A 19,770-nucleotide genomic window follows, 5' to 3' on the forward strand; every position below is an offset into this window, starting at 1 on the left:
GTCAGTTCAGCCAGATCGTGATCTCGGAGCCGTAGGGAGCCTCGCCGCTCGCCGGCTCCTGACGGGTCACGTAGCCGAGGCCGAGGTTGATGCCGGCCTCCGGCTCCTCCTTGACCTTGAATCCGGCAGCCTCGAGAGCCTGCCTGGCTGTGGCCTTGTCGGCGCCGACGACGTTGGGAACCGGAACAGCGGCAGGGCCCTTGGCGACCACGAGGGTCACGGTCTCGCCCTTGGGGAGGGTGCCGGAGTTGGGGCTCTGGCTGAGCACGGTGCCGGGCTGGATCTCCTGGTTCTCCTCCTCCTGGATCTCGACCTTCAGGCCGTCGGCCTCCAGCGACTTCTTGGCGCGCTCGGCGCTGCGGCCGGTCCAGTCGACGATGTCGACGGGAGCCGGACCCTTGCTGATCACGAGCACGATCGCCTTACCGGGCCGCACCAGGGTGCCGGGGCGCGGCTGGGAGTTGATGACGTGGCCCTCGGGGACGTTGTCGTTGAACTTCTCGATCGGGTCGCCGACGCCGAGGCCCTTGTCGCGGATCTCGTCTTGGGCGTCGTCGGCGAGCATGCCCTTTACCTTGGGCACCGAGTATTCCTCGACGCCCCTGCTCACGCTGATCTCGACCGTCGATCCGGGCAGCGCCTTGTCGTCGCGGCCGGGGTCGGAGTCGATCACGACGCCCTCCTCGACGGTGTCGGAGAACTCGGTGTTGGCCGAGACCTCGAAGCCGGCGTCCTGTAGCTGCGTGGTGGCTGCGGCCTTGCTCAGGCCGGCCACCGAGGGCACCCGCTCGTAGCGGCCGTCGATGAACCACCACAGGCCGCTCGCCACCAGCGCGACGGCCACCACGGCGGCTCCGATCGCGATCGGGCCCTTCCAGGTCGCAGGCATGCTCCAGCGCTGCTTCGGCTGCGCGGGGGTCGGGGCGATGCGTACGTTCTCCTCCGGCTCGCTCAGCGAGAGCCGGGTGCCCGCGGGGAGTCCGACGCCCGGAGGCGGCGGTCCCGGCGGACCCGGGGGACGACCCGGCGGCGGACCGGACGGTCCAGACGGTCCAGACGGTCCGGACGGACCCAGGCCGAGCGCGGGCAGGACGGCAGTCGTCTCGGCGCCGGACTCGTCGTGAGCCCGTGCCGGGGAGTCGGTGCCACCGGCGCCCTGCTCGGGCGCGCCGGGCCGAGGGAGCGCCAGGTCGGCGGTGAGGTCGGGGTCGTCGAAGATGCCCGCGGACAGGGTGGCCATGACCCGGTTGACCATGCGCAGCAGCACGCCGGCATCCGCCGGGCGCAGCTCGGGATCACGGGCGGTCGCGCGGGCGACCAGGGCGTCGACGTACCGGGGGATACCGGGGGCTGCCTTCGACGGCGGTGGGACGTCCTCGTGGACGTGCTTGTAGGCGATCTCGACCGGCGAGGGACCGCTGTGCGGCTTGCGGCCGGTGAGCAGCTCGTAGAGCACGACGCCGGCGGCGTAGACGTCGGACCGCGGCCCGGACCTGGACTCGGTGACCAGCTCGGGCGCGAGATAGGAGACGGTGCCGACGAGGTTGCCGGTGGTGGCGTCGTTGGAGTTGTTGTTCATCACCCGGGCCAGACCGAAGTCGGCGACCTTGACCCGCTGCGAGATCGAGGCGGCACCGGTGGTGATGAGCACGTTCTCGGGCTTGATGTCGCGGTGCACGATCCCGACCGCGTGGGCCGCGGTCATCGCGCTCAGGATCGGCTCGATGTAGGCCAGCGCCTTCGCCGCGCCCAGCGGAGCCTGTGAGGCGATGGTGTCGCGCAGGGTGTGTCCCTCGATGTACTCCATCGCAAGGAAGGCGACGCCGTCGTCCTCGTCCTGGTCGTAGACGGCGACCACGTTGGGGTGGGAGAGCTTCGCGGCAGACCTGCCCTCGCGTACGAACCGCTCGGCGAAGTTGCCCTCCTCGTCGAGGTCCTGGTGCATGACCTTGACGGCGACGATGCGGTCAAGGCGCATGTCGTGGGCCACGTAGACCGTCGCCATGCCGCCCTTCGCGACCTTCTCGACGATCCGGTAACGCATCCCCAAGACCTTGCCCAGAAGGGGTTCGGATGCGGTAGCCGAGCCTCCGCCGTGGCGCCCGATGACGTCGTCACGGGGGTCCGCCTCACTAGCCACGCGATCCTCCTGTCTCCGGTTGGAGAAGTATTCCGGACCGGGCAATGGTACGGACCAGCGGGTCCCACTCACGACTTTCCGGACCGGCTACCTGGGCCGGTAATGTGATTGTTATGAGTGACTTGCGGTTGGCGGAGCAGGATCTGGGTGTCCTGGTTGAAGAGTGGATCGACTGGGCTACGGCCGCGTCGCTGCTCGGAGTGACCGTGGGGAAGGTGCGCACCATGATCCGCGAGCACGAGCTCGCCGCGGCGGTGCCTCCGGGGGTGAAGGGCCAGCACATCCCGGCCCTGTTCATCCAGGACGGTCTGCCGGTCAAGGGTCTGGGCGGGCTGCTGCACGTGCTCCACGACGGACGCTACGACGATCGCGAGATCATCGCCTGGCTCTTCCTCGACGACGACCTTCCCGGCCGCCCGATCGACGCGCTTCGGGAGAACCGCGGGTCGGAGGTCAAGCGCCGGGCCCAGGCCATGGCACTGTAGGACCGCCCGTTCCGTACGTCTCGGAGGAACCTCTTGAGGTCGAAGTACGCCCTGGTTGGCCTGCTGATCGCCGTCCTGATGGCGCTGGTCGCCGGATGTGGAGGCGGCACCGGAGGTGACTCCGGGGCGGACGGTGGCGGGAAGACCGGCACCGACCCGGAGAGCGGCCTCGCCTGGATCGCGGAGTCCGACCTGCCGCCCGAGGGCGTGGAGACGCTCGAGCTGATCGACGCCGGCGGCCCGTTCCCCTACCCGGGCAAGGACGGCAGCACCTTCGGCAACCGCGAGGGGATCCTGCCGGAGGAGGCGTCGGGCTACTACGCCGAATACACCGTGCCGACGCCCGGCTCCGATGACCGGGGCGCGCGGCGTATCGTCACAGGCGAGGGTGGGGAGTTCTACTTCACCGAGGACCACTACGAGTCGTTCTCACGGATCGACCGGGGGTGATGGGGATGAGTGGACTGGCAGGTCTTCTAGCGGGAAAGGTCGATCCCGGCGTCTATCGCTGGCACACCGAGCTGGCCGCGGCCGACCTCTCCGAGTCGGTGACCGGCGCGGGCTGGTCGCTGGCGCAGATCGCCGACGTGGCCGAGACCAAGGACGAGGTGCTCGGCGCCATCGGCGCCGCGCTGGGCTTCCCGGCCCACTTCGGCCGCAACCTCGACGCGCTCTGGGACTCCCTGCGCGATCTCTCCGCGCCCACGGTGCTGCTGTGGGAGACGTGGGGGTGCGCTGCGTACGCGGATCGTGCCGGTTTCGACAGGATCGTCCGAGTCCTCCAGGACCGGGCCGTGGAGATCTCCGAGGACCGGCCGGCGTTCACCGTGCTGCTGCGCGGGGACGGTCCGGAGACCGACCTGACCGACCTGGGCTGATCACCCGACATTGACCGTGCGGGTGGGGTAGCCGGTGGCTCCGTCTGGAGCGGGCGGCGCCTCGTCGGCGGTCTGCGGAGTGCCGGTGCGGTCGTAGGCCCGCGCCTCGATCCGGTGCTCGCCCTCGGTCGCGTCCCAGCGGTAGGTCCACTGGCGCCAGGTGTCGATGCTGTCCTCGGCGGCGAGCGTGGCGGGCTGCCAGGGGCCGTCGTCGATGCGTACCTCGACCTTGCTCACACCCCGGTGCTGCGCCCAGGCGACGCCGGCGATGGTGCGTTCACCGGGCATGACGTCGTCTCCAGGCAGGTCGATGCGGCACTCGGTCTTGATCGGGCCCTCGGCGGACCAGCCGCGGTCGGTCCAGTAGGCGCGGAAGTCGGCGAAGCGGGTGACCTCCAGCTCGGTGAGCCACTTGGTCGCCGAGACGTAGCCGTAGAGGCCGGGCACGACCATGCGTACGGGGAAGCCGTGGTCCCGGGTCAGCGGCTCGCCGTCCTGGGCGATCGCGAGCAGGGAGTCGCGGCCGTCGGTGAGCGCCTCGAGCGGGGTGCCGATGGTGATGCCGTCGGCGCCGGTGGACTTCACCGCGTCGGCGTCGGGGGAGAGGCCGGCACGCTTGAGGACGTCGCGGATGCGTACGCCGGTCCAGGTCGCATTGCCGATCAGGTCGCCGCCCACCTCGTTGGAGACGCAGCAGATCGTCACGCGGCGCTCGTAGAGCGGCATCGCGAGCAGGTCCTCGTAGGTGAGCTCGACCGGGTCGTCGACCAGGCCGTGGATCTTGAGCCGGTAGTCGGCGACGTCGACGCGTGGGGTGAGCAGGGCGATGTCGATGCGGTAGAAGTCGTCGACGGGGGTCAGGTGGGGCGTCAGCCCGTCGATCCGGAGCTCCGCGCCCGCCGGGAGGAGCGCGGCGGGGGAGACGGCCGCGGGGATGGCCACCCTCGTCGCCGGGAGCCGGCGCGCGGTGACCACCTTGGCGCCGACCCCGCCGGCCGCACCCACCGCGGTCACCGCCGCCGCGGCGACCAGGAACCTGCGACGGTCGAAGCCGTCGGGTGCCTCGGCCTCGGTGGGCGGGCTGTCGGTGTCACGTAGGGGCCGGGTCAGGAGGATCAGTGCGGTGATGCCGACAGCGAGGCCGATCACGATCGCCACGATCCCGGTCGTCCCGTTGCCGGCCCGGTCGGCCAGGAGAGCGGCGATGTCGATGGCCCCGAGGAGCGCGAGCATGCCCGCGCCGAGGATGGGACGGCGTACGGCCAGGGCGCCTGCGACGCCGAGCAGGGCCAGCGTGACCAGCCCGACGCAGGCGAGCAGGATCGGCTTGTCGGCGGTGCCGAAGGTGGCGACCGCCGCCCCCTTGAGCCAGCGCGGGGTGAGGTCGATGACCCGATCGCCGAGCGCGAGCAGCGGCGAGGCGCCGCCGGCCAGGGCGGCGATGAGCTCGGCGACGCCGAGACCGAGTACGCCGGCGGCGATGCCCGCGAGGGGGCCGTACGGAAGACGTGGTGCCGAAGCGGAGCCCGAGGCCTTCTGCTCGGCGAGGTTGCCGGATGTCATGCTGTGGGTTCGTGGCCGATCGATGGGCGGATGGGACCAATCCTCCCACTCTTCGGCTGCGAACCCGGGATGAGATCTTTCATTTGTCGAAAGGGGTGCGCGTGCGGCGAGCGCTGCGGGTCGTGGGCGACGAGTCGCCACCTGACCCCGATGACGACCTGGACCCCGCGGCGGTGCTCGCCGCGGTCGCCGGTGGCGACCTCGATGCCTTCGGCCGGCTCTACGACGACCTGTCTCCGCTGGTCTTCGGTGTCGCCCGGCGGGTCGTGCGCGACCCCTCACGTGCGGAGGAGGTGACCCAGGAGGTGTTCACCGAGATATGGCGCCAGGCGGCCCGGTTCGACCCGTCGCGCGGCACTGTCCGGACCTGGGTGCTGACGATCGCGCACCGTCGAGCGGTCGACACCGTGCGCTCCACGCAGGCCTCGCGGGCTCGGGAGGAGCACGTCGCCCGGCGTGAGCCGGTGGACGTCGCCGGCCCGGAGGATGCTGTGGTCACGGCGGCGGAGCACGAAGGCGTACGCCGCTGCCTGGACTCCCTCACGCCGCTGCAGTCCCAGGCCGTGCGGCTGGCCTACTACCAGGGCTTCACCTATCCCGAGGTCGCCGAGATGCTCGGCCGGCCGCTGCCGACGGTGAAGTCGCGGATGCGCGATGGGCTGATCCGTCTTCGTGACTGTCTGGAGGTTCGGGATGGCGCCTGACGTGCACGGTCTGGTCGGGGCCTATCTCCTCCACGCGTTGGAGCCGGGTGAGAGAGCAGAGGTCGAGGCGCACCTGGCCGCCTGCCCCGACTGCCGTGAGGAGGTCGACTCGCTGCGGTCGGCGACCGCGTCGCTCGCAGGTCAGGTCGTCGAGACCCCTCCGGCATCGCTGCGCGCACGGGTGATGCGTACGGCTTCAGAGACTCCGCAGCTCCGGCCTGTCGCCGCGGGCCGCCCCCGTCGTCGTTGGTTCGCGGGCGTGATCGCCGCGGTCGCAGCCCTGGTCATCGGTGTCGGCGTGACGGTCGGCGTCGTACGAGATGACGACCCGCCCGCGATGACCGCCGCCGAGGTGATGTCGGCCCCGGACGCGCGGATGCACAAGGAGGAGACCTCCGACGGCGAGCTGATGGTCGCGATGTCGCACGAGATGCACATGGTCGCCGTCGACACCGCCCACCTCGACCGCCCAGCCGGCATGACCTACCAGGTCTGGTGGCACACCGACGCCGGCATGGAGTCCGCCGGTGTCCTCGACGAGGAGATGGCCGTCGCCGTACCTGTCGAGGACGGCGACCTGATGGTCACCATGGAACCCGCGGGCGGCTCCGACCAGCCCTCCGAGAAGGTCCTCTTCGAGATGCCCGCTGAGCGCCTCTGACGCCGGTCAGACCGTGCGCTGGGTGGCGGCGGTCGCGAGGGCGCGGAGGACTTCGGCGGCGTTCGCGTCGAGGACGCCTGACGACTTGGCGTCGTCGAGGGCGGTGAGGCCCTGGTCGGCGAGCTCGGTGATGGTCTTCTCGACCTGCTGCTCGGCGCCGGAGGAGGCGATGATCGTACGCAGCGCCGCAACCTGGTCCACGGTGAGCGGCTGGCCGAGGGAGCGGTCGAGGAGGTCGGCGTCGGTGGGCGGTGACGCCTTCAGGGCGAGAGCGACCAGGACGGTGCGCTTGCCCTCGACGAGGTCGTCGCCGGCGGGCTTGCCGGTGACCGAGGGGTCGCCGAAGACGCCGAGGAGATCGTCGCGGAGCTGGAAGGCCTCGCCCACGGGGAGGCCGTAGGCCGACAGTGCCTCGATCTGCTCCGGTGAGGCGCCGGCCAGCGCGGCGCCGACGTGCAGCGGGCGCTCGACGGAGTACTTGGCCGCCTTGTAGCGCACCACCTTCATCGCTGCCTCGACGTCCGCGGCACCGCGGGCCTGGACGGTGATGTCGAGGAACTGCCCGGCGATCACCTCGCTGCGAGTGTGGTCGAACACCGACAGGGCGGCGGAGGTCTCGGCGCCCCCGAACCCAGAGGTACGCAGCAGCTCGTCCGACCAGGTCAGCAGCAGGTCGCCGAGGAGCACGGCCGCGGCGTCGCCATAGGCACGGGACCGGCCCGGCCAGCCCGCGGCGGAGTGGTCGGCCTCGAACGCGCGGTGCGCGGCCGGCGCTCCGCGCCGGGTGTCGGAGTCGTCGATGACGTCGTCGTGAACGAGCGCCGAAGCCTGGAGCAGCTCGAGCGCGGCGGCCGCCCGGACGAGCGACTCCTCCTCGGCCGGCGAGGGGGAGGGGCGGACCGCGTGGAAGCCCCAGTAGCAGAACGCGGCCCGCAGCCGCTTGCCGCCGGACATCGACTCGCGGGCCCGGCGCAGCAGCGGTTCGACCTCGTCACCGAGCGGAGCCAGCCGCTGGGACTGCGTCTCGAGGAAGGTGTCCAGTGCCCCCTGGACGCGACTGCGGAATTCATCGGCGTCCCACGTTTCATTCACTCTCCGAGCCTAGGGCACTGCCTAGGATGGCCCGATGGTGACTGGACGTGGACGCTCCCTCGCGGAGCTGATCAACCAAGGCGAGCGCTCGTTCTCCTTCGAGTTCTTCCCACCGAAGGACGAGGCCGGCGAGGAGCAGCTGTGGAACGCCGTGCGCGCGCTGGAGCCCTACCGCCCCACCTTCGTGAGCGTCACCTACGGCGCCGGCGGCTCGACCCGTGACAAGACGGTCGCCATCACCGGCCGGATCGCCGCGGAGACCGAGCTGCTCCCGGTCGCCCACCTGACCTGCGTCGGCCACACCCGCGACGAGGTCGCCGGGATCCTGGACTCCTATGCGGCGCAGGGAGTCGCGCACGTGATGGCGTTGCGCGGCGACCCCGCCGAGGGGCCGCGTGCCGAGTGGACCCCGACCCCGGGCGGCCTCGACTACGCGATCGACGTGGTGAAGCTGGCCCGCGAGCGCGGCGACTTCCGCATCGGCGTCGCCGCCTTCCCGGAGGGTCACCCGAGCGCGGAGTCGCTCGAGGCCGACGCCGACGTGCTGGTCGCCAAGGCGAAGGCCGGCGCGGAGTTCGCGGTCACCCAGATGTTCTTCCGTGCGGCCGACTACTTCGGCCTCGTCGACCGGGTTCGTGCCCGCGGCGTCGACATCCCGGTCCTGCCCGGGATCATGCCGATCCTGAATCTCGCCGCCATCCGCCGCCAGAGCGAGTTGATCGGCGCCGAGGTCCCCGAGGAGATCGTCGAGCGCCTCAGCGCCGCCGGCCCCGAGCCCGCCGACATCCGTGCCGAGGGCATCGCCGTGGCCGCCGAGCTCTGCCAGGAGCTCCTCGACGGAGGCGCTCCGGGGCTGCACTTCTACACGCTCAACCGCTCCAAGGCGACGCTGGAGATCTTCGCCAAGCTCAACGTGACGGTCTAGGCGGCGCTCACTTCTCGGCAGGCCCGATCGACTGCGCGACCAGCGCGGACGAGAGCCCGGCGAACGGCAGCCCGGAGCCGGGCGTCGCGTGGGCGCCGGCGGCGTAGACGTTGGGGAGAGGGGTGCGCGGACCGAGGCGCTGGAACACCGTGCCGCGCCCCGCCCACTTCACGCCCAGCGGCGACCCGCGCCAGCGGCGTACGAGCTCGGCGGCGCCCAGGTCGACACGATGCACGACGTGCTCGCGCAGGTCGATCTTGTGGCGCGCCAGCGCCAGCAGGACGTCCTCCATCAGCTTGCCGTGGGAGTGGATCGTCCAGGCGTGCTGCCCCTCGGGGGCGAGCCCACGGGTGCGTACGACCAGGGTCGGCTCGCCGTGGAGCACCAGCTCGTCGGGAAGATCGACGAGGTGCTCGGGCAGCGAGGAGAGCCCGAGGTGGAACGTCATCGGCGGGATCGCCGGCAGCGTACGTTCCACCAGCGGCCGCAGCGCCGGCAGCGAGCGCGGGTCGAAGGCGACCACGACCGCTCCGTCGGCGCCGAGATCGATCTCCCCGGCGGTGGTGCTGACCGCGACCGCCCGTCCGTCACGTACGACGATGTCCTCCACGCGGGTCGCGGTCTGCACCGAGACCCGGCGGGTGGTCATCCGGGCGGCGAGCACCTCGGCCACGACCCCCATCCCGCCCTCGACCCGCCAGGCGCCGAAGCGCTGCTCGAGATAGGCGGTGAGCCCCGCCCAGGCAGGTACGTCACGCAGCTCCTGCCCCGCCGCGACGAACGGGTGCGCCGCGACCAGCCGGAGCCGCTCGTCCTTGAACGTCTTGCGCAGCCGCTTGTGGAGGGTCTCGCGGGACCGGAACCGCTCCGCGACGGCCGCGGGCAGCGCCGAAGGCTCCCACGGCACCTCGAAGTAGTGCTGGCGCAGCACCTCCCAGTCCTCGCTGAACCTGGCGACGTAGTCGGTCCACCGCTGGCCCATGCCCGGGCCCAGCTCGTCGAAGGCCGCCAGCTGGGCGCCACGGGTGCCGCCGGGCACCGAGACCGAGGTCTTGTCGGCGAACCGGTGCTCGCGGACGACGTCCATCGGCACCAGCTCGAGCTCACGCTCGGCCGGCCGCCCGGACTTGCGGAACAGGTCGCGCATCACCGCGGGCAGCAGCGTCGAGGTCGCCGAGGCGTCCCAGGTGAACCCTTCCTCACGCACCGGCACCAGAGCGCCACCGAGCTGACCGGAGGCCTCGAGAAGGGTCACCGAGTGGCCGAGCTTGGCCAGCCTCGCGGCGCTGGCCATCCCGGCGTACCCGCCCCCGAGGACGACAATGCTCGTCACTGGACGGGGTAGGGCTTGGTCGTGCCGTCGGACGGCTCCTCCGGCGGCGGGGCACCCCGTCTTCCGCGGCGGGTGAGCCTGCGCCAGCCTCCACGAACCGTGCGGATGATGAAGTACACCAGCACCAGCCCGGTCGCCAGCAGGGCCGCGGCGATGCCGGCGGCGGCCAGCGGGTGCTCGGTCGCGAACCAGACCACGCCGAGGACGAGGCCGTCCTCGGCCAGGCTGACCACCGAGTTGGAGACCGGCTCGGGGGAGGAGTTGACCGCCAGCCGCTCACTGGCCTTGACCAGATGGGACATGAACGCCGAGGTGCCGCCCACGACGCCGCCGACGGCCGCGTTGAGCGAGTCGGCCTCACCGGCGAGCAGCACGCCGATCACGGCGCCGATCGTGGGCCGGATCACCGTGGAGATCGAGTCCCAGGTCGAGTCGACGTAGGGCACCTTGTCCGCGACGAACTCGATCGCGAACATCGCCCCTGCGGCCGCCAGCACCGGCCAGGTGCCGAGCACGTCAGGGATCTCCTCTGCCCCCGTCGTACGCTGCACGACGCCGAGCACCAGCACGACCAGGTATGCGTTGATGCCACTGGCCCACCCGCTGGAGAAGGTCAGCGCTAGAGATTCCATGGAGACATCTTGGCGTACGACACCGACAACCCGGACCCGGCCCGAGACCAGGCGCACGCGATCCCGTATTTACCTCCGTTGTGCCCCGTGCGGCAGAATGGGCTGATCAACGCAGAGTTCCCCCCACGTCGCAAGGAGACCGGATGACCATGACGACACCCGACGAGAACGAAGGTGTGGTCGTGAACGAGGACCCGGAGGTCGCCTACGAGGTCGCCGCCCTCGCTGCTGAGCCCGTGCCGCGGGAGATGACGTGGGCGGTCCGGCTGATCGTCGGTCTGATCGCGTTCAGCGCCGTCGTGGTCGTGGTCATGGTGCTGCGTTCCGATGACCTGGTGCGCGCGTGGGCGGAGGGCAACGCCTCGGCCAAGCGCATCCTGGAGACCGAGGGGCTCGAGGCCCTCATCAACCCGCCCACCGACAACCGGGTCAGCGCGCCGGCGTTCATCGCCCCCGCGATCACCCTGTTCGGTGTGATGGCCGTCATGCTCGGCGTGCTCGCGGTCTTCCTCCGCAACGGCTTCGAGTGGGCCCGCATCGTCATCACGTTCCTGGTGTTCATCTCCGCGGTGGCCAGCGTCGGCGGCATCCTGACCGGCCCGCCGGTGATCATCAGCGTGCTCACCACGATCGCGATCGTCATCGCCGCGGGGCTGCTGGTGGTCATGTGGCTGCCGGCCAACACCCGCTACATCCACCCGCCGCACCTCATCCGCGGCGCCGTCGCCGACGACTGAGCGACCCGCAGCACCGCTCGACACGCCCCGCCACCGAAACGTCTTGTGACTGTCGGTGGCGGGGTGTAGTTTGATCACGTGTTCGAACAGATGTTCGAACAACCAGGCTCTGGCGGGCGTCGTCCTCGACCCCCGACGCCCGCCGGAGCCGTCCACTGCGGGGTCGACCGTGAGCGAGAAGGACGACCCGATGCATCTGCTGCCGGCCACGACGCACAGCTACCTCTTCCGAGCCACCGAGACCCTCGCGGAGGCGATCGTGGCCGACGACGTGCCGAGCAGGTACGCCATCGCTCACGTCGCCGCACTCCAGGCCGCCGCCGCGCTGATCGCCGCCCGCACCGATCCCGTCGAGGCCGCGAGCCGCGCCGGTCGCCGTCGCCCGTGGAACGCCTGGGTCCGCCTCAAGAAGGTCGCGCCCGAGCTCTCCGAGTGGGCCGACTACTTCGCCGCAGGTGCCGCCAAGCGCGCCGCCGCGGAGGCCGGCTCCATCCGTGCGGTCACCGCGGAAGAGGCCGACGAGCAGGTGCGTGAGGCCGACCGGTTCCTCGCCGTCGTCGAGGAGTCGCTCGGGCTGATGGCCCACACCTCGCAGGCCACCCCGCTCCGGCACGACCGCCTCGTGGGCTGATCCAGGTGTGGCGTACGCAGGGTGGGAGGCAGGGCCTACGCTTGGCCCCATGTCAGCTGGCTCCGCTTCCACCAGTCGTCGGGCAGGCGCCCGGACCGTCGCCGTCTGGGACGCGCTCGACCCGGTCCTGGCCTCCGGCCCGCTCGACGTCCTCGACATCGGCGGCGGCACCGGCACCTCGGCCGTACGCATCGCCGGGCTCGGCCACCGGGTCACCGTCGTCGACCCCAGCCCCGATGCGCTGGCCGCGCTCGACCGCCGGGCGCGCGAGGCCGGCGTCTCCGTCGACGCGCGGCAGGGCGACCTGGCCGCACTCTCCGACGTCGCCGACCCCAGCGGTGCCGACGTGGTGCTCTGCCACGGCGTCCTCGAGGTCGTTCCCGACCCTGCTGCCGCACTGGCGGGGATCCGCGAGGTGCTCCGTCCGGGCGGCACGCTCAGCCTGCTGGTCGCCCAGCGCACCGCCGCCGTCCTCTCCCGCGCTCTGGCCGGCCACTTCGCGCAGGCCGCCGAGCTTCTCGACGACACCACTTCCCAGGGGCGCTCCGGTCGACGCTTCGCGCTCGACGAGGTCACCGGGCTGCTCGAGGCCGCCGGCTTCGCGGTCTCGGACGTTCGTGGCGTACGTGTCTTCGTGGATCACGTTCCCGGGTCGCTGCTCGATGTCGACCCGGGTGCGACCAACGCACTGGTCGATCTGGAGCAGCGGGCATCTACCCGCGCTGACTACCTGCCGCTGGCTTCGCAGGTGCATCTGCTCGCTTCGCTTCGCTGACAGGCGCGTCCTTGGAGGATCGGGGTGACCTCCTCCGCTGGCGCTCCGGAGGCCACCCCGATCCTCCATGTCGACATGGACGCCTTCTTCGTGTCGGTGGCCATCAGGCACCAGCCCGAGCTCTGGGACCAGCCGGTGGTGGTCGGGGGACACGCCCGTGGCGTGGTGACCTGCGCCAACTATCCGGCGCGGGCCTACGGCGTGCGGGCCGCGATGCCGGGCTCGATGGCGAGACGGCTGTGCCCTCAGCTCGTCTCGGTCCGTCTCGACTTCGGTGAGGTCGCCGAGGTCTCCCATCAGGTCCGCGAGATCTTCCGCCGCGCCACCCCGCTGGTGGAGGTGGTCAGCGTCGACGAGGCGTTCCTCGACGTACGGGGAGCGACCAGGCTCTTCGGGAGCCCCGAGGAGATCGCCCAGCGGATCCGCCGCCAGATCGCCGAGGAGCTGAGCATCACCTGCTCGGTCGGCGTCGCGCCCACCCCGAGCGTGGCCAAGGTCGGCAGCCGCACGGCGAAGCCCGACGGCGTCGTGGTCGTCCGGCCGGAGGAGATCCCCGGCTTCCTCCACCCGCTCGACGTCGGTGAGCTCTACGGCGTCGGCCCGAGCACGAGGACCCGGCTGCGGCGGCTCGGCTTCGAGACGGTGGGCGACATCGCGCGCACCCCGGTGCCGACCCTCCACCAGATCCTCGGCCCGCGCCTCGGCGGCCACCTGCACCGACTCGCCACCGGCACCGACCAGCGCGAGCTGACGGGGCGGCTGGGCCCCGACCTGCCCGACCGGTCCACCGGCGCCCAGGAGACCTTCGGTCACGACCTGAGCGACCGCGAGGACATCGTCCGGGAGCTGCTGCGCCTCTCGGCCCGCGTCACCCGGCGGATGCGGCGGGCCGGCACGGTCGGCCGCACGGTCGCGCTGACGGTGCGGTTCACCGACTTCAAGACCATCTCGCGCTCGCGCACGCTGCCTGATCCCACCGACGTCACCCAGGAGGTGCACGCCATCGCGGTCCGCCTCTACGACGAGCTGAATCTCCGGGGCCGGGCGCTGCGCCTGGTCGGGGTCCGGGTCGAGCACCTGGTCGCCCGCGAGGGCACCGACCGGCAGATGGTGCTCGGCGAGCGGGAGCGGGGCTGGTCCGAGGCCGATCGCGCCATCGACCAGGTCGCCGAACGCTTCGGATCCAGCCTCGTACGCCGCGCGAGCCTGCTCGATCAGGGCCGGGGTTGAGCACCCGCCACTTCGCTTGACACAATCGGTCCTGGTTGTGCCATGTGGCAGAACGTCAAGGGGCAAGAATTTTCTGGGCTCACTACCGCCTTCAGGGTGGCCAGCCTAGACTTGGAGATGCCCCAACAGGACATGGGAGGTACGGTGCCACTCTCGGAAGAGGAGCTTCGCCTGCTTGAGCAGATGGAGCGCGCGCTCTCGGCGGAGGACCCGAAGTTCGCCTCCGCCCTCCGAGGCACGGCCTTGCGCCGTGCCCAACGTCGACATGCGGTCATCGCGGGCATCGTGCTCGCCGGTGGTGTCGCGTTGCTGATGACCGGTGTGATCTCACGGATGTGGATCGTCGGGGTGGTCGGCTTCCTGGTGATGCTGGCCTCGACCTCCGTGCTGCTCACCGCTCTTCGTGGTGCTGCCGCGGTCGAGGAGGACGACGGGGACCACACGCCCCGCAGCTCGTTCTTCGACCGGGCCAGCGAGCGCTGGAAGCAGCGCCGCCGCGACAACGACCTCTGAGAGAACGACCTCTCAGAGGGACCTCTAGGACGAGATCAGCTCCCGCTCGGACCGCGCGACCGGTCCGTCGGAGGCTGGCGCGGGCCGGCGGCGGAAGACCGACGCCGGCCACAGGCGTGCCCGGCGACGGGCACGCCGATCGGCGTGCCCCCTGAGCGTGGCCGAGACCAGGCGTACGTCGTCCCCGACCGCCGCGGCGTCGCGGCGCTCCGCGTAGCGGTTGCGCTCGACGGCGGCCACGATCCGCTGGAGCGCGAGCATCGGCTCGCGATCCTGCAGATGCGGGGCCAGGCCGGTGGCCTCCTCCCGGGGTGAACGGGTCCCGGTCCAGGGGAGACCGAGGTCGATCGCGGTGTCGCCGAGCTCGCTCCAGCCGGCCTCGGCGTCGCCCGCGAGCCGCGTCGTACGCCGCCTGCGCCGGATCACGGCCGGCGCCGCGAGCGCGATCAGGCCGACCAGGGCGACCATCCCCAGACCGGTCCAGACGGCGCCGGCGTTGGAGTCCTCGGTGCCGGTGTCGGCGACCTCGGGCGTGTCCGGCTCCTCGCGCTGCGGGCGGTTGGGCACCGGGTCGACGCTCGCGCCGGCGCTCGGAACAGGCGCCTCCGGCTCGTTGCGGGCGTTGCCCAGCGCACCCGTTGTGTAGCCGGGTTCGCTGGTGTCGGCGGCCGACGGGGTCGGCTCGAAGCGGATCCAGCCGATGTCCTCGAACCACAGCTCGGGCCAGGCGTGCAGGTCGCGGCCGCGGAACTGCCACACGCCGTCCTCGTCCCGGTCGCCGCCCAGGAAGCCGAAGGCGACCCGGGCCGGGATGCCGAGCTCGCGAGCGAGCACGGCCATGGCCGTGGCGTACTGCTGGCAGTAGCCGATCTTGTTGTCGGTCAGGAAGTCCAGCAGGGCCGCGCTGTCGGCGCCGACGTCACGCTCCAGGCTGTAGGTGAACTCGCCGCTGTGGCGGAACCAGTTCTGCAGGGCGACCGCCTTGGCGAACGGCCGGTCCTGGCCGGCGGTCCGCTCCAGGGCGATCTCCTCGATCTCGTCGGGGAGCAGCGGCAGGTCGGTCATACCCGGTGGGGCGCCGACGCCGGGGTCGCCGGCGGCGAGGAGGCGCTCCTGGGTCGGCTCGACCGGGGCGGCGGTCATCCGCCAGCTCTGCCCGGCGACGGTCTGGTCCCTGCCCTCGGTGGACATGAAGTCGAGGGTGTCCTCGTCGTAGCGCCACGGACCCCGGGCGGTGACCTCAAGGGGATGGGCGAAGATCGGCAGCCAGGTCGACTGGAACTTCGCGCTCGCCCGCAGCTGGTAGGTCGTGGGATCGCCGAGCAGGGTCGGGTCGGACATCGGCGGCTCGAAGGTGGCCACGCCGCTGTGGTCGGAGGGTACGTCGCGGTTGCCCGAGGTCCACTCCGTGCCGGTGAACTTGGTCAGGGCTCCGACGCGGAGATAGGATGGAGGAGTCTCGGTGTCGCCGTAGACGGGGGTCACGGACACCATCACCTGGTCGCTCTGCCGGCGTAGGTCGTCGTAGAGTCCGACGGTCGGGTTGATCACTCGCAGGGGGCCGTTGCCGTCGCCCGGCCCCAGGCCGGGAAGGGAGACGTTCGGGCTGGGCATCCAAGCCGGGGTGAGCAGGGCGATCATGACCGCGGAGACGCCGATGACCGCCGGCCCGGCGGCGGGCACCACCGGAAGGTCGTCGTCGAGGCGCCGGCCCCAGCGGCTCAGCTGCTGGGCTCGGTCGAGGCGGAGCATCACCAGGAACGAGATCGCGGTGAGCGCGAAGACGACCCAGGAGACCCCGCCTCCGCCACCGGCGCCGATGATGCTGAACGGCAACGTGAAGACGCCCAGCACCACGAGCCCCATCATCGGCGGCCGCCGCAGCGAGACGGCGAGGATGTCGGCCAGCAGCACCGCCGCGACACCGCCCGGGATGAGGTAGGGCGCCACCCCCGACCCGGACATCGGCAGGTCGAACGGGTTGAACGCGACGTACGCCTCTGTCATCTCGGCTGTGACCCGTGCCCGGCCGCCGCCGGTGATGGGGAAGGGGTGCTGGACGACCAGGAGGCCGGTCGCGATCGTGCCGAGGAGCACCTGCAGCAGGACCACGACCGAGCCGTGCACGCGCAGCAGCCGCGCGGAGATGCCGGTGCCGACCACGAGCAGGCCGGCGACCAGGATCGGGCCGAGGTAGGGGAACCGGGTGCTCGTGAACGAGCCCCACGACGACAGCGCGAACAGCACGGTCAGGAAGCAGGTCAGCGGCACCGCCATCGCGGGCACCACGCCGCGTGCGTCTCGGGAGGTCATCATCGCGCTGCCCCCGCTCCCGCAGCCGCGCCCCGGGTGCCGAGCTCGCGCCAGCGCGTGGCCACCGAGTCGCCGACCCCGAGCTCGACCGCCTTCCAGCCGTGCTGGATGAGCAGAGGTACGCCGCTGGGCCGCCGTTGCTCCGGCGCCAGGTGCACCGCGCTCCAGCCGTCGACGGCGAGTGAGAAGGCGAGCGCTGCCCCGGTGTGGTGTCGCACCCGGCGAAGCACGCCGGCGTCGTCCTCGTCCAACGAGCCGAGCACCGCGACGGTGACTCCGCCCTGCCCGGCCTCGCCGATCCAGGAGGCGTCGATGCGGTGGTGCTGGACGGTCTCGACCACGGCGAGCGCCTCCAGCAGGGCGGCCGCGTCGGCCTGGCCCTCGCGGTCGTGCCAGCCGGTGTTGAGCTCACCGCTGCCCGCGGCGCCGGGGGTGTTTCCGCCGGAGGTCACCAGCCGCACCGAGTAGCCGGCCTCGACCAGGTGCACCGCGACCGAGGCGGCGACCACGACGGCGTGCTCGAAGGAGGAGCCCGCACCCTGGCCGCGGTGGACCGAGCGACGGTTGTCGAGGAAGACGGTGGCACGAGCCTGCCAGGGCTGCTCCTCGCGGCGCACCATCAGCTCGCCGAGCCGCGCCGAGCTGCGCCAGTGCACCCGCCGCAGCTCGTCGCCGCGGCGGTACTCACGCACCGTGACGTCCTCCGCGCTGCCCCCGAGGAACGCCCTCGGCCGGGAGTCGCCCGACGAGGTGGCGTTGCCGGTCAGGGGAGTCGGGGGCAACGGGACCACTCTCGGGGTGACCGTGAACGGGACCGTGGACTGGAAGGCGCGGTTGAGCTCGACCAGGCCGAACGGGTCGGCCACGGTCACGCGCATCGGGCCGATGTCGAAGCGGCCCCGGATCTCGGAGCGGATCTGGTAACCGAGCTTGTGGCGCCACCCGAAGCCGATCCGGTCGACCACGAAGCGCGGGCGCCCACCCAGGGCGTACGGCACCGTCTCCTCCAGCAGCAGGGTCCCGGTGGGGATCCGGCCCTCGTTGGCGATGGTGAGCTCTACCCTGGCCGGCTGACCGGCCTCGGTCAGGTGCGGCTCGATGTGGCGGACGAGCGCGAGCCGGTAGCGGCCCCAGGCGGCGACGACCGCTGTGACCAGCGGCAGTGCGACCAGCAGCATCCCGATCCGGGACAGTGTGGACTGGTCCAGCAGGATCCCGCAGACGATGGCGGTGATCCCGGCGGCCAGGAAAGCCCGGCCCCGGACGGTCAGGCCGGACAGTGCCTCACGCATCGCGCCCCTCCTTGAAGTCGGCCCGAGGGTTAGGACTGTGGCACCGGCACGGCGGACACGACGGACTCGAGGATGTCGGTGACCGACCGGCCGTGCATCGCCGCGGAGGCGCTGGGGAGGAGACGGTGGGCAAGGACCGGACCGGTCAGCCTGCGTACGTCATCGGGGAGGACGAACTCGCGTCCGTGCAGGGCGGCATGAGCCTTGGCGGCCCGCAGCAGGTGGAGGCTCGCCCGCGGCGAGGCACCCAGGGCGAGCTCGTTGTTGGTGCGGGTCGCCGCGGTCAGCGCCACGGTGTAGCGGCGGACCGCCTCCGAGACGTAGATCTGGTTGACGACGCCGACGAGCTTGCGGATCTCCACGGCGTCGGTGACCGGGTCGAGGTCGTCGAGCGGGTTGGCCGCGCTGTGGCTGGCCAGCATCGCAATCTCGGAGGCCACCGGCGGATAGCCGACCGAGACCCGCGCCATGAACCGGTCGCGCTGCGCCTCGGGGAGGGCGTACGTCCCCTCCATCTCGATCGGGTTCTGGGTCGCGATCACCATGAACGGCGAGTCCAGCTGGTAGGTCACGTTGTCGACGGTGACCTGATGCTCCTCCATGCACTCCAGCAATGCCGACTGGGTCTTGGGGGAGGCACGGTTGATCTCGTCGCCGACCACGATGTTGGCGAAGATGCCACCCGGGCGGAACTCGAACTCCCGGGTGTTCTGGTTGAAGATCGACACCCCAGTGACATCGCTCGGGAGCAGGTCGGGCGTGAACTGGATGCGGCGCACCGAACAGTCGATCGAGCGCGCCAGCGCCTTCGCGAGCTGGGTCTTGCCGACCCCGGGCACGTCCTCGATCAGGAGGTGTCCCTCGGCGAGCAGCACGGTCAGCGTGGAGTCGACGACGTCGGTCTTTCCTTCGATCACCTTCTCGATGCTGTCGCGAATGCGGCCCGCGACCCGCACCAATGTCTCGATCTCTGCCCCATGCACTGGACCCGATCCTGGGGCCTCCAACGGCGTCGTCACGTCGCGTCCTTCCGACTCACCCTGCGTATGGGAACACCGTACGGGGTAGCGCCACGGGCGTCTGCGCCATTCACCCGACTGTGACCTGTAGGCGGTATGCCGCCGGCTTCCGCGCCACGCGGGCCGGGTGAGTGGGCGGTGGTGGGAAATCGCCTCGTGGGGGAGGAAGGTGGTTTGAATGTGGGGGATTGTGGGGTACGGTGGGGCAAAGTGGAGGAACGATCCACGTTGAGCTGACCGCGGGGGCGAGCACATGTTCTTCATGGGCACGTACACGCCGAAGCTCGATGAGAAGGGCCGGATCTTCCTCCCGGCAAAGTTCCGAGATCGACTGGCGGAGGGGGTTGTCGTGACGCAAGGTCAGGAGAACTGCCTCGTGGTGTGGCCCGAGGACGTCTTCATGCAGGAGGCGCAGCGGGCCCAGCAGACGCCGCTCACCTCTCGGGACGCACGTGACTACGCCCGTGTCCTCTTTGCGGGGGCCGAGCAGACGACACCCGACAAGCAGGGCCGGATCGGCATTCCGCCGCTCCTGCGCGACTACGCCGGGATCGTCAAGGACGTGGTCGTGATCGGTGTGATGGACCGGATCGAGATCTGGGACCCGGCCAAGTGGGCGGAGTACTCCGCGGGTGCACAGGCCAAGTTCGCAGACCTCGACGAGTCGACGGACTGATAAAGGGACAGATCGACAAAGCGACAAGCAGCAGAGCTGATCAGAAACGAAACAAGTCAACAGCGGATCCGCAGGACGAGGTCTCAGTCCCGCTCCACTCATCCAGCCATCCGGGGCACCTTCCCCGGCTCCGGACGGCACAGGTGGTGACGGAGCGGGCATGAGACCTGG

At 71.2% G+C, this 19,770-nt stretch carries 20 protein-coding genes; 12 read left to right on the forward strand and 8 right to left on the reverse strand.

From position 1 onward, the window contains the following. Window position 1: 1 nt before the first annotated feature. Entirely contained in the window at window positions 2–2,140 is a 2,139-nt protein-coding gene (gene pknB, locus OG801_RS24720) for a Stk1 family PASTA domain-containing Ser/Thr kinase (RefSeq protein WP_406031766.1), read from the reverse strand. 113 nt (window positions 2,141–2,253) lie between these two features. On the opposite strand from pknB, the gene OG801_RS24725 reads away from it, so the two are divergent. Genes OG801_RS24725 through OG801_RS24735 form a run of 3 tightly spaced genes read left to right on the forward strand, consistent with a single transcriptional unit; the run spans window position 2,254 to window position 3,503 of the window. After that, on the forward strand, window positions 2,254–2,625 hold the full coding sequence (locus OG801_RS24725) for an Rv2175c family DNA-binding protein (protein ID WP_355017929.1): 372 nt from the start codon (window positions 2,254–2,256) through the stop codon (window positions 2,623–2,625). 33 nt (window positions 2,626–2,658) lie between these two features. Next, on the forward strand, window positions 2,659–3,075 hold the full coding sequence (locus OG801_RS24730) for a ribonuclease domain-containing protein (protein WP_406031767.1): 417 nt from the start codon (window positions 2,659–2,661) through the stop codon (window positions 3,073–3,075). A 5-nt stretch (window positions 3,076–3,080) separates the two neighbouring features. Further along, window positions 3,081–3,503 (forward strand): barstar family protein, encoded by a 423-nt coding sequence (locus OG801_RS24735; protein WP_406031768.1) that lies wholly within the window; start codon window positions 3,081–3,083, stop codon window positions 3,501–3,503. Here the strand turns inward: OG801_RS24735 and OG801_RS24740 are convergent, their stop codons facing one another. Then, window positions 3,504–5,066, reverse strand: coding sequence for a molybdopterin-dependent oxidoreductase (locus OG801_RS24740; protein ID WP_406031769.1), 1,563 nt, complete (start codon window positions 5,064–5,066; stop codon window positions 3,504–3,506). 101 nt (window positions 5,067–5,167) lie between these two features. Here OG801_RS24740 and sigK point away from each other — a divergent pair, with 101 nt between their 5' ends. Continuing rightward, window positions 5,168–5,770, forward strand: coding sequence for an ECF RNA polymerase sigma factor SigK (sigK, locus tag OG801_RS24745; RefSeq protein ID WP_406031770.1), 603 nt, complete (start codon window positions 5,168–5,170; stop codon window positions 5,768–5,770). Then, window positions 5,760–6,431, forward strand: coding sequence for an anti-sigma factor (locus OG801_RS24750; RefSeq protein WP_355017924.1), 672 nt, complete (start codon window positions 5,760–5,762; stop codon window positions 6,429–6,431). Before sigK ends, OG801_RS24750 begins: the two co-directional genes overlap by 11 nt. A gap of 6 nt (window positions 6,432–6,437) precedes the next feature. Here the strand turns inward: OG801_RS24750 and OG801_RS24755 are convergent, their stop codons facing one another. Next, window positions 6,438–7,523: a polyprenyl synthetase family protein gene (locus OG801_RS24755; protein WP_355017923.1), complete on the reverse strand. Its 1,086-nt coding sequence runs from the start codon at window positions 7,521–7,523 to the stop codon at window positions 6,438–6,440. Window positions 7,524–7,557: 34 nt separating this feature from the next. On the opposite strand from OG801_RS24755, the gene metF reads away from it, so the two are divergent. Next, on the forward strand, window positions 7,558–8,448 hold the full coding sequence (gene metF, locus OG801_RS24760) for a methylenetetrahydrofolate reductase [NAD(P)H] (RefSeq protein ID WP_406031771.1): 891 nt from the start codon (window positions 7,558–7,560) through the stop codon (window positions 8,446–8,448). A 7-nt stretch (window positions 8,449–8,455) separates the two neighbouring features. On the opposite strand, the gene OG801_RS24765 is transcribed toward metF, so the two are convergent. After that, window positions 8,456–9,781, reverse strand: coding sequence for a phytoene desaturase family protein (locus OG801_RS24765; protein WP_406031772.1), 1,326 nt, complete (start codon window positions 9,779–9,781; stop codon window positions 8,456–8,458). Further along, the gene (locus tag OG801_RS24770) at window positions 9,778–10,413 is read right to left on the reverse strand and encodes a DUF4126 domain-containing protein (RefSeq protein ID WP_355017920.1); all 636 of its coding nucleotides are present in this window, start codon (window positions 10,411–10,413) and stop codon (window positions 9,778–9,780) included. Before OG801_RS24770 ends, OG801_RS24765 begins: the two co-directional genes overlap by 4 nt. A 143-nt stretch (window positions 10,414–10,556) precedes the next feature. Here OG801_RS24770 and OG801_RS24775 point away from each other — a divergent pair, with 143 nt between their 5' ends. The 5 genes from OG801_RS24775 (at window position 10,557) to OG801_RS24795 (ending at window position 14,299) form a co-directional block, all read left to right on the forward strand. Further along, on the forward strand, window positions 10,557–11,150 hold the full coding sequence (locus tag OG801_RS24775; protein ID WP_355017919.1) for a hypothetical protein: 594 nt from the start codon (window positions 10,557–10,559) through the stop codon (window positions 11,148–11,150). Between the two features lie 169 nt (window positions 11,151–11,319). Beyond that, the gene (locus OG801_RS24780) at window positions 11,320–11,781 is read left to right on the forward strand and encodes an SAV_6107 family HEPN domain-containing protein (protein WP_406031773.1); all 462 of its coding nucleotides are present in this window, start codon (window positions 11,320–11,322) and stop codon (window positions 11,779–11,781) included. Between the two features lie 49 nt (window positions 11,782–11,830). Next, entirely contained in the window at window positions 11,831–12,556 is a 726-nt protein-coding gene (locus tag OG801_RS24785) for a methyltransferase domain-containing protein (protein ID WP_355017917.1), read from the forward strand. Window positions 12,557–12,580: 24 nt separating this feature from the next. Next, the gene (gene dinB, locus OG801_RS24790) at window positions 12,581–13,786 is read left to right on the forward strand and encodes a DNA polymerase IV (RefSeq protein WP_406031774.1); all 1,206 of its coding nucleotides are present in this window, start codon (window positions 12,581–12,583) and stop codon (window positions 13,784–13,786) included. A gap of 144 nt (window positions 13,787–13,930) precedes the next feature. Then, window positions 13,931–14,299, forward strand: a complete 369-nt coding sequence (locus tag OG801_RS24795) for a DUF3040 domain-containing protein (RefSeq protein ID WP_160024339.1) — start codon at window positions 13,931–13,933, stop codon at window positions 14,297–14,299. Between the two features lie 24 nt (window positions 14,300–14,323). Here the strand turns inward: OG801_RS24795 and OG801_RS24800 are convergent, their stop codons facing one another. Genes OG801_RS24800 through OG801_RS24810 form a run of 3 tightly spaced genes read right to left on the reverse strand, consistent with a single transcriptional unit; the run spans window position 14,324 to window position 18,887 of the window. Next, a complete protein-coding gene (locus tag OG801_RS24800; RefSeq protein ID WP_406031775.1) occupies window positions 14,324–16,612 on the reverse strand; it encodes a transglutaminaseTgpA domain-containing protein in 2,289 nt (762 codons plus the stop codon). Continuing rightward, complete coding sequence (locus OG801_RS24805; protein ID WP_406031776.1) at window positions 16,612–17,904, reverse strand: DUF58 domain-containing protein; 1,293 nt, start codon at window positions 17,902–17,904, stop codon at window positions 16,612–16,614. The genes OG801_RS24800 and OG801_RS24805 overlap by 1 nt, the downstream gene beginning before the upstream one ends. A 29-nt stretch (window positions 17,905–17,933) precedes the next feature. Beyond that, window positions 17,934–18,887 (reverse strand): MoxR family ATPase, encoded by a 954-nt coding sequence (locus OG801_RS24810; protein ID WP_355017913.1) that lies wholly within the window; start codon window positions 18,885–18,887, stop codon window positions 17,934–17,936. Between the two features lie 289 nt (window positions 18,888–19,176). Here OG801_RS24810 and mraZ point away from each other — a divergent pair, with 289 nt between their 5' ends. Then, window positions 19,177–19,599 carry a division/cell wall cluster transcriptional repressor MraZ gene (mraZ, locus tag OG801_RS24815; RefSeq protein WP_008363047.1) on the forward strand — a complete coding sequence of 141 codons (423 nt, stop codon included), beginning with the start codon at window positions 19,177–19,179 and terminating at the stop codon, window positions 19,597–19,599. Window positions 19,600–19,770 lie beyond the last annotated feature (171 nt).

Source organism: Nocardioides sp. NBC_00163, from assembly GCF_045206295.1.
Lineage (GTDB): Bacteria > Actinomycetota > Actinomycetes > Propionibacteriales > Nocardioidaceae > Nocardioides.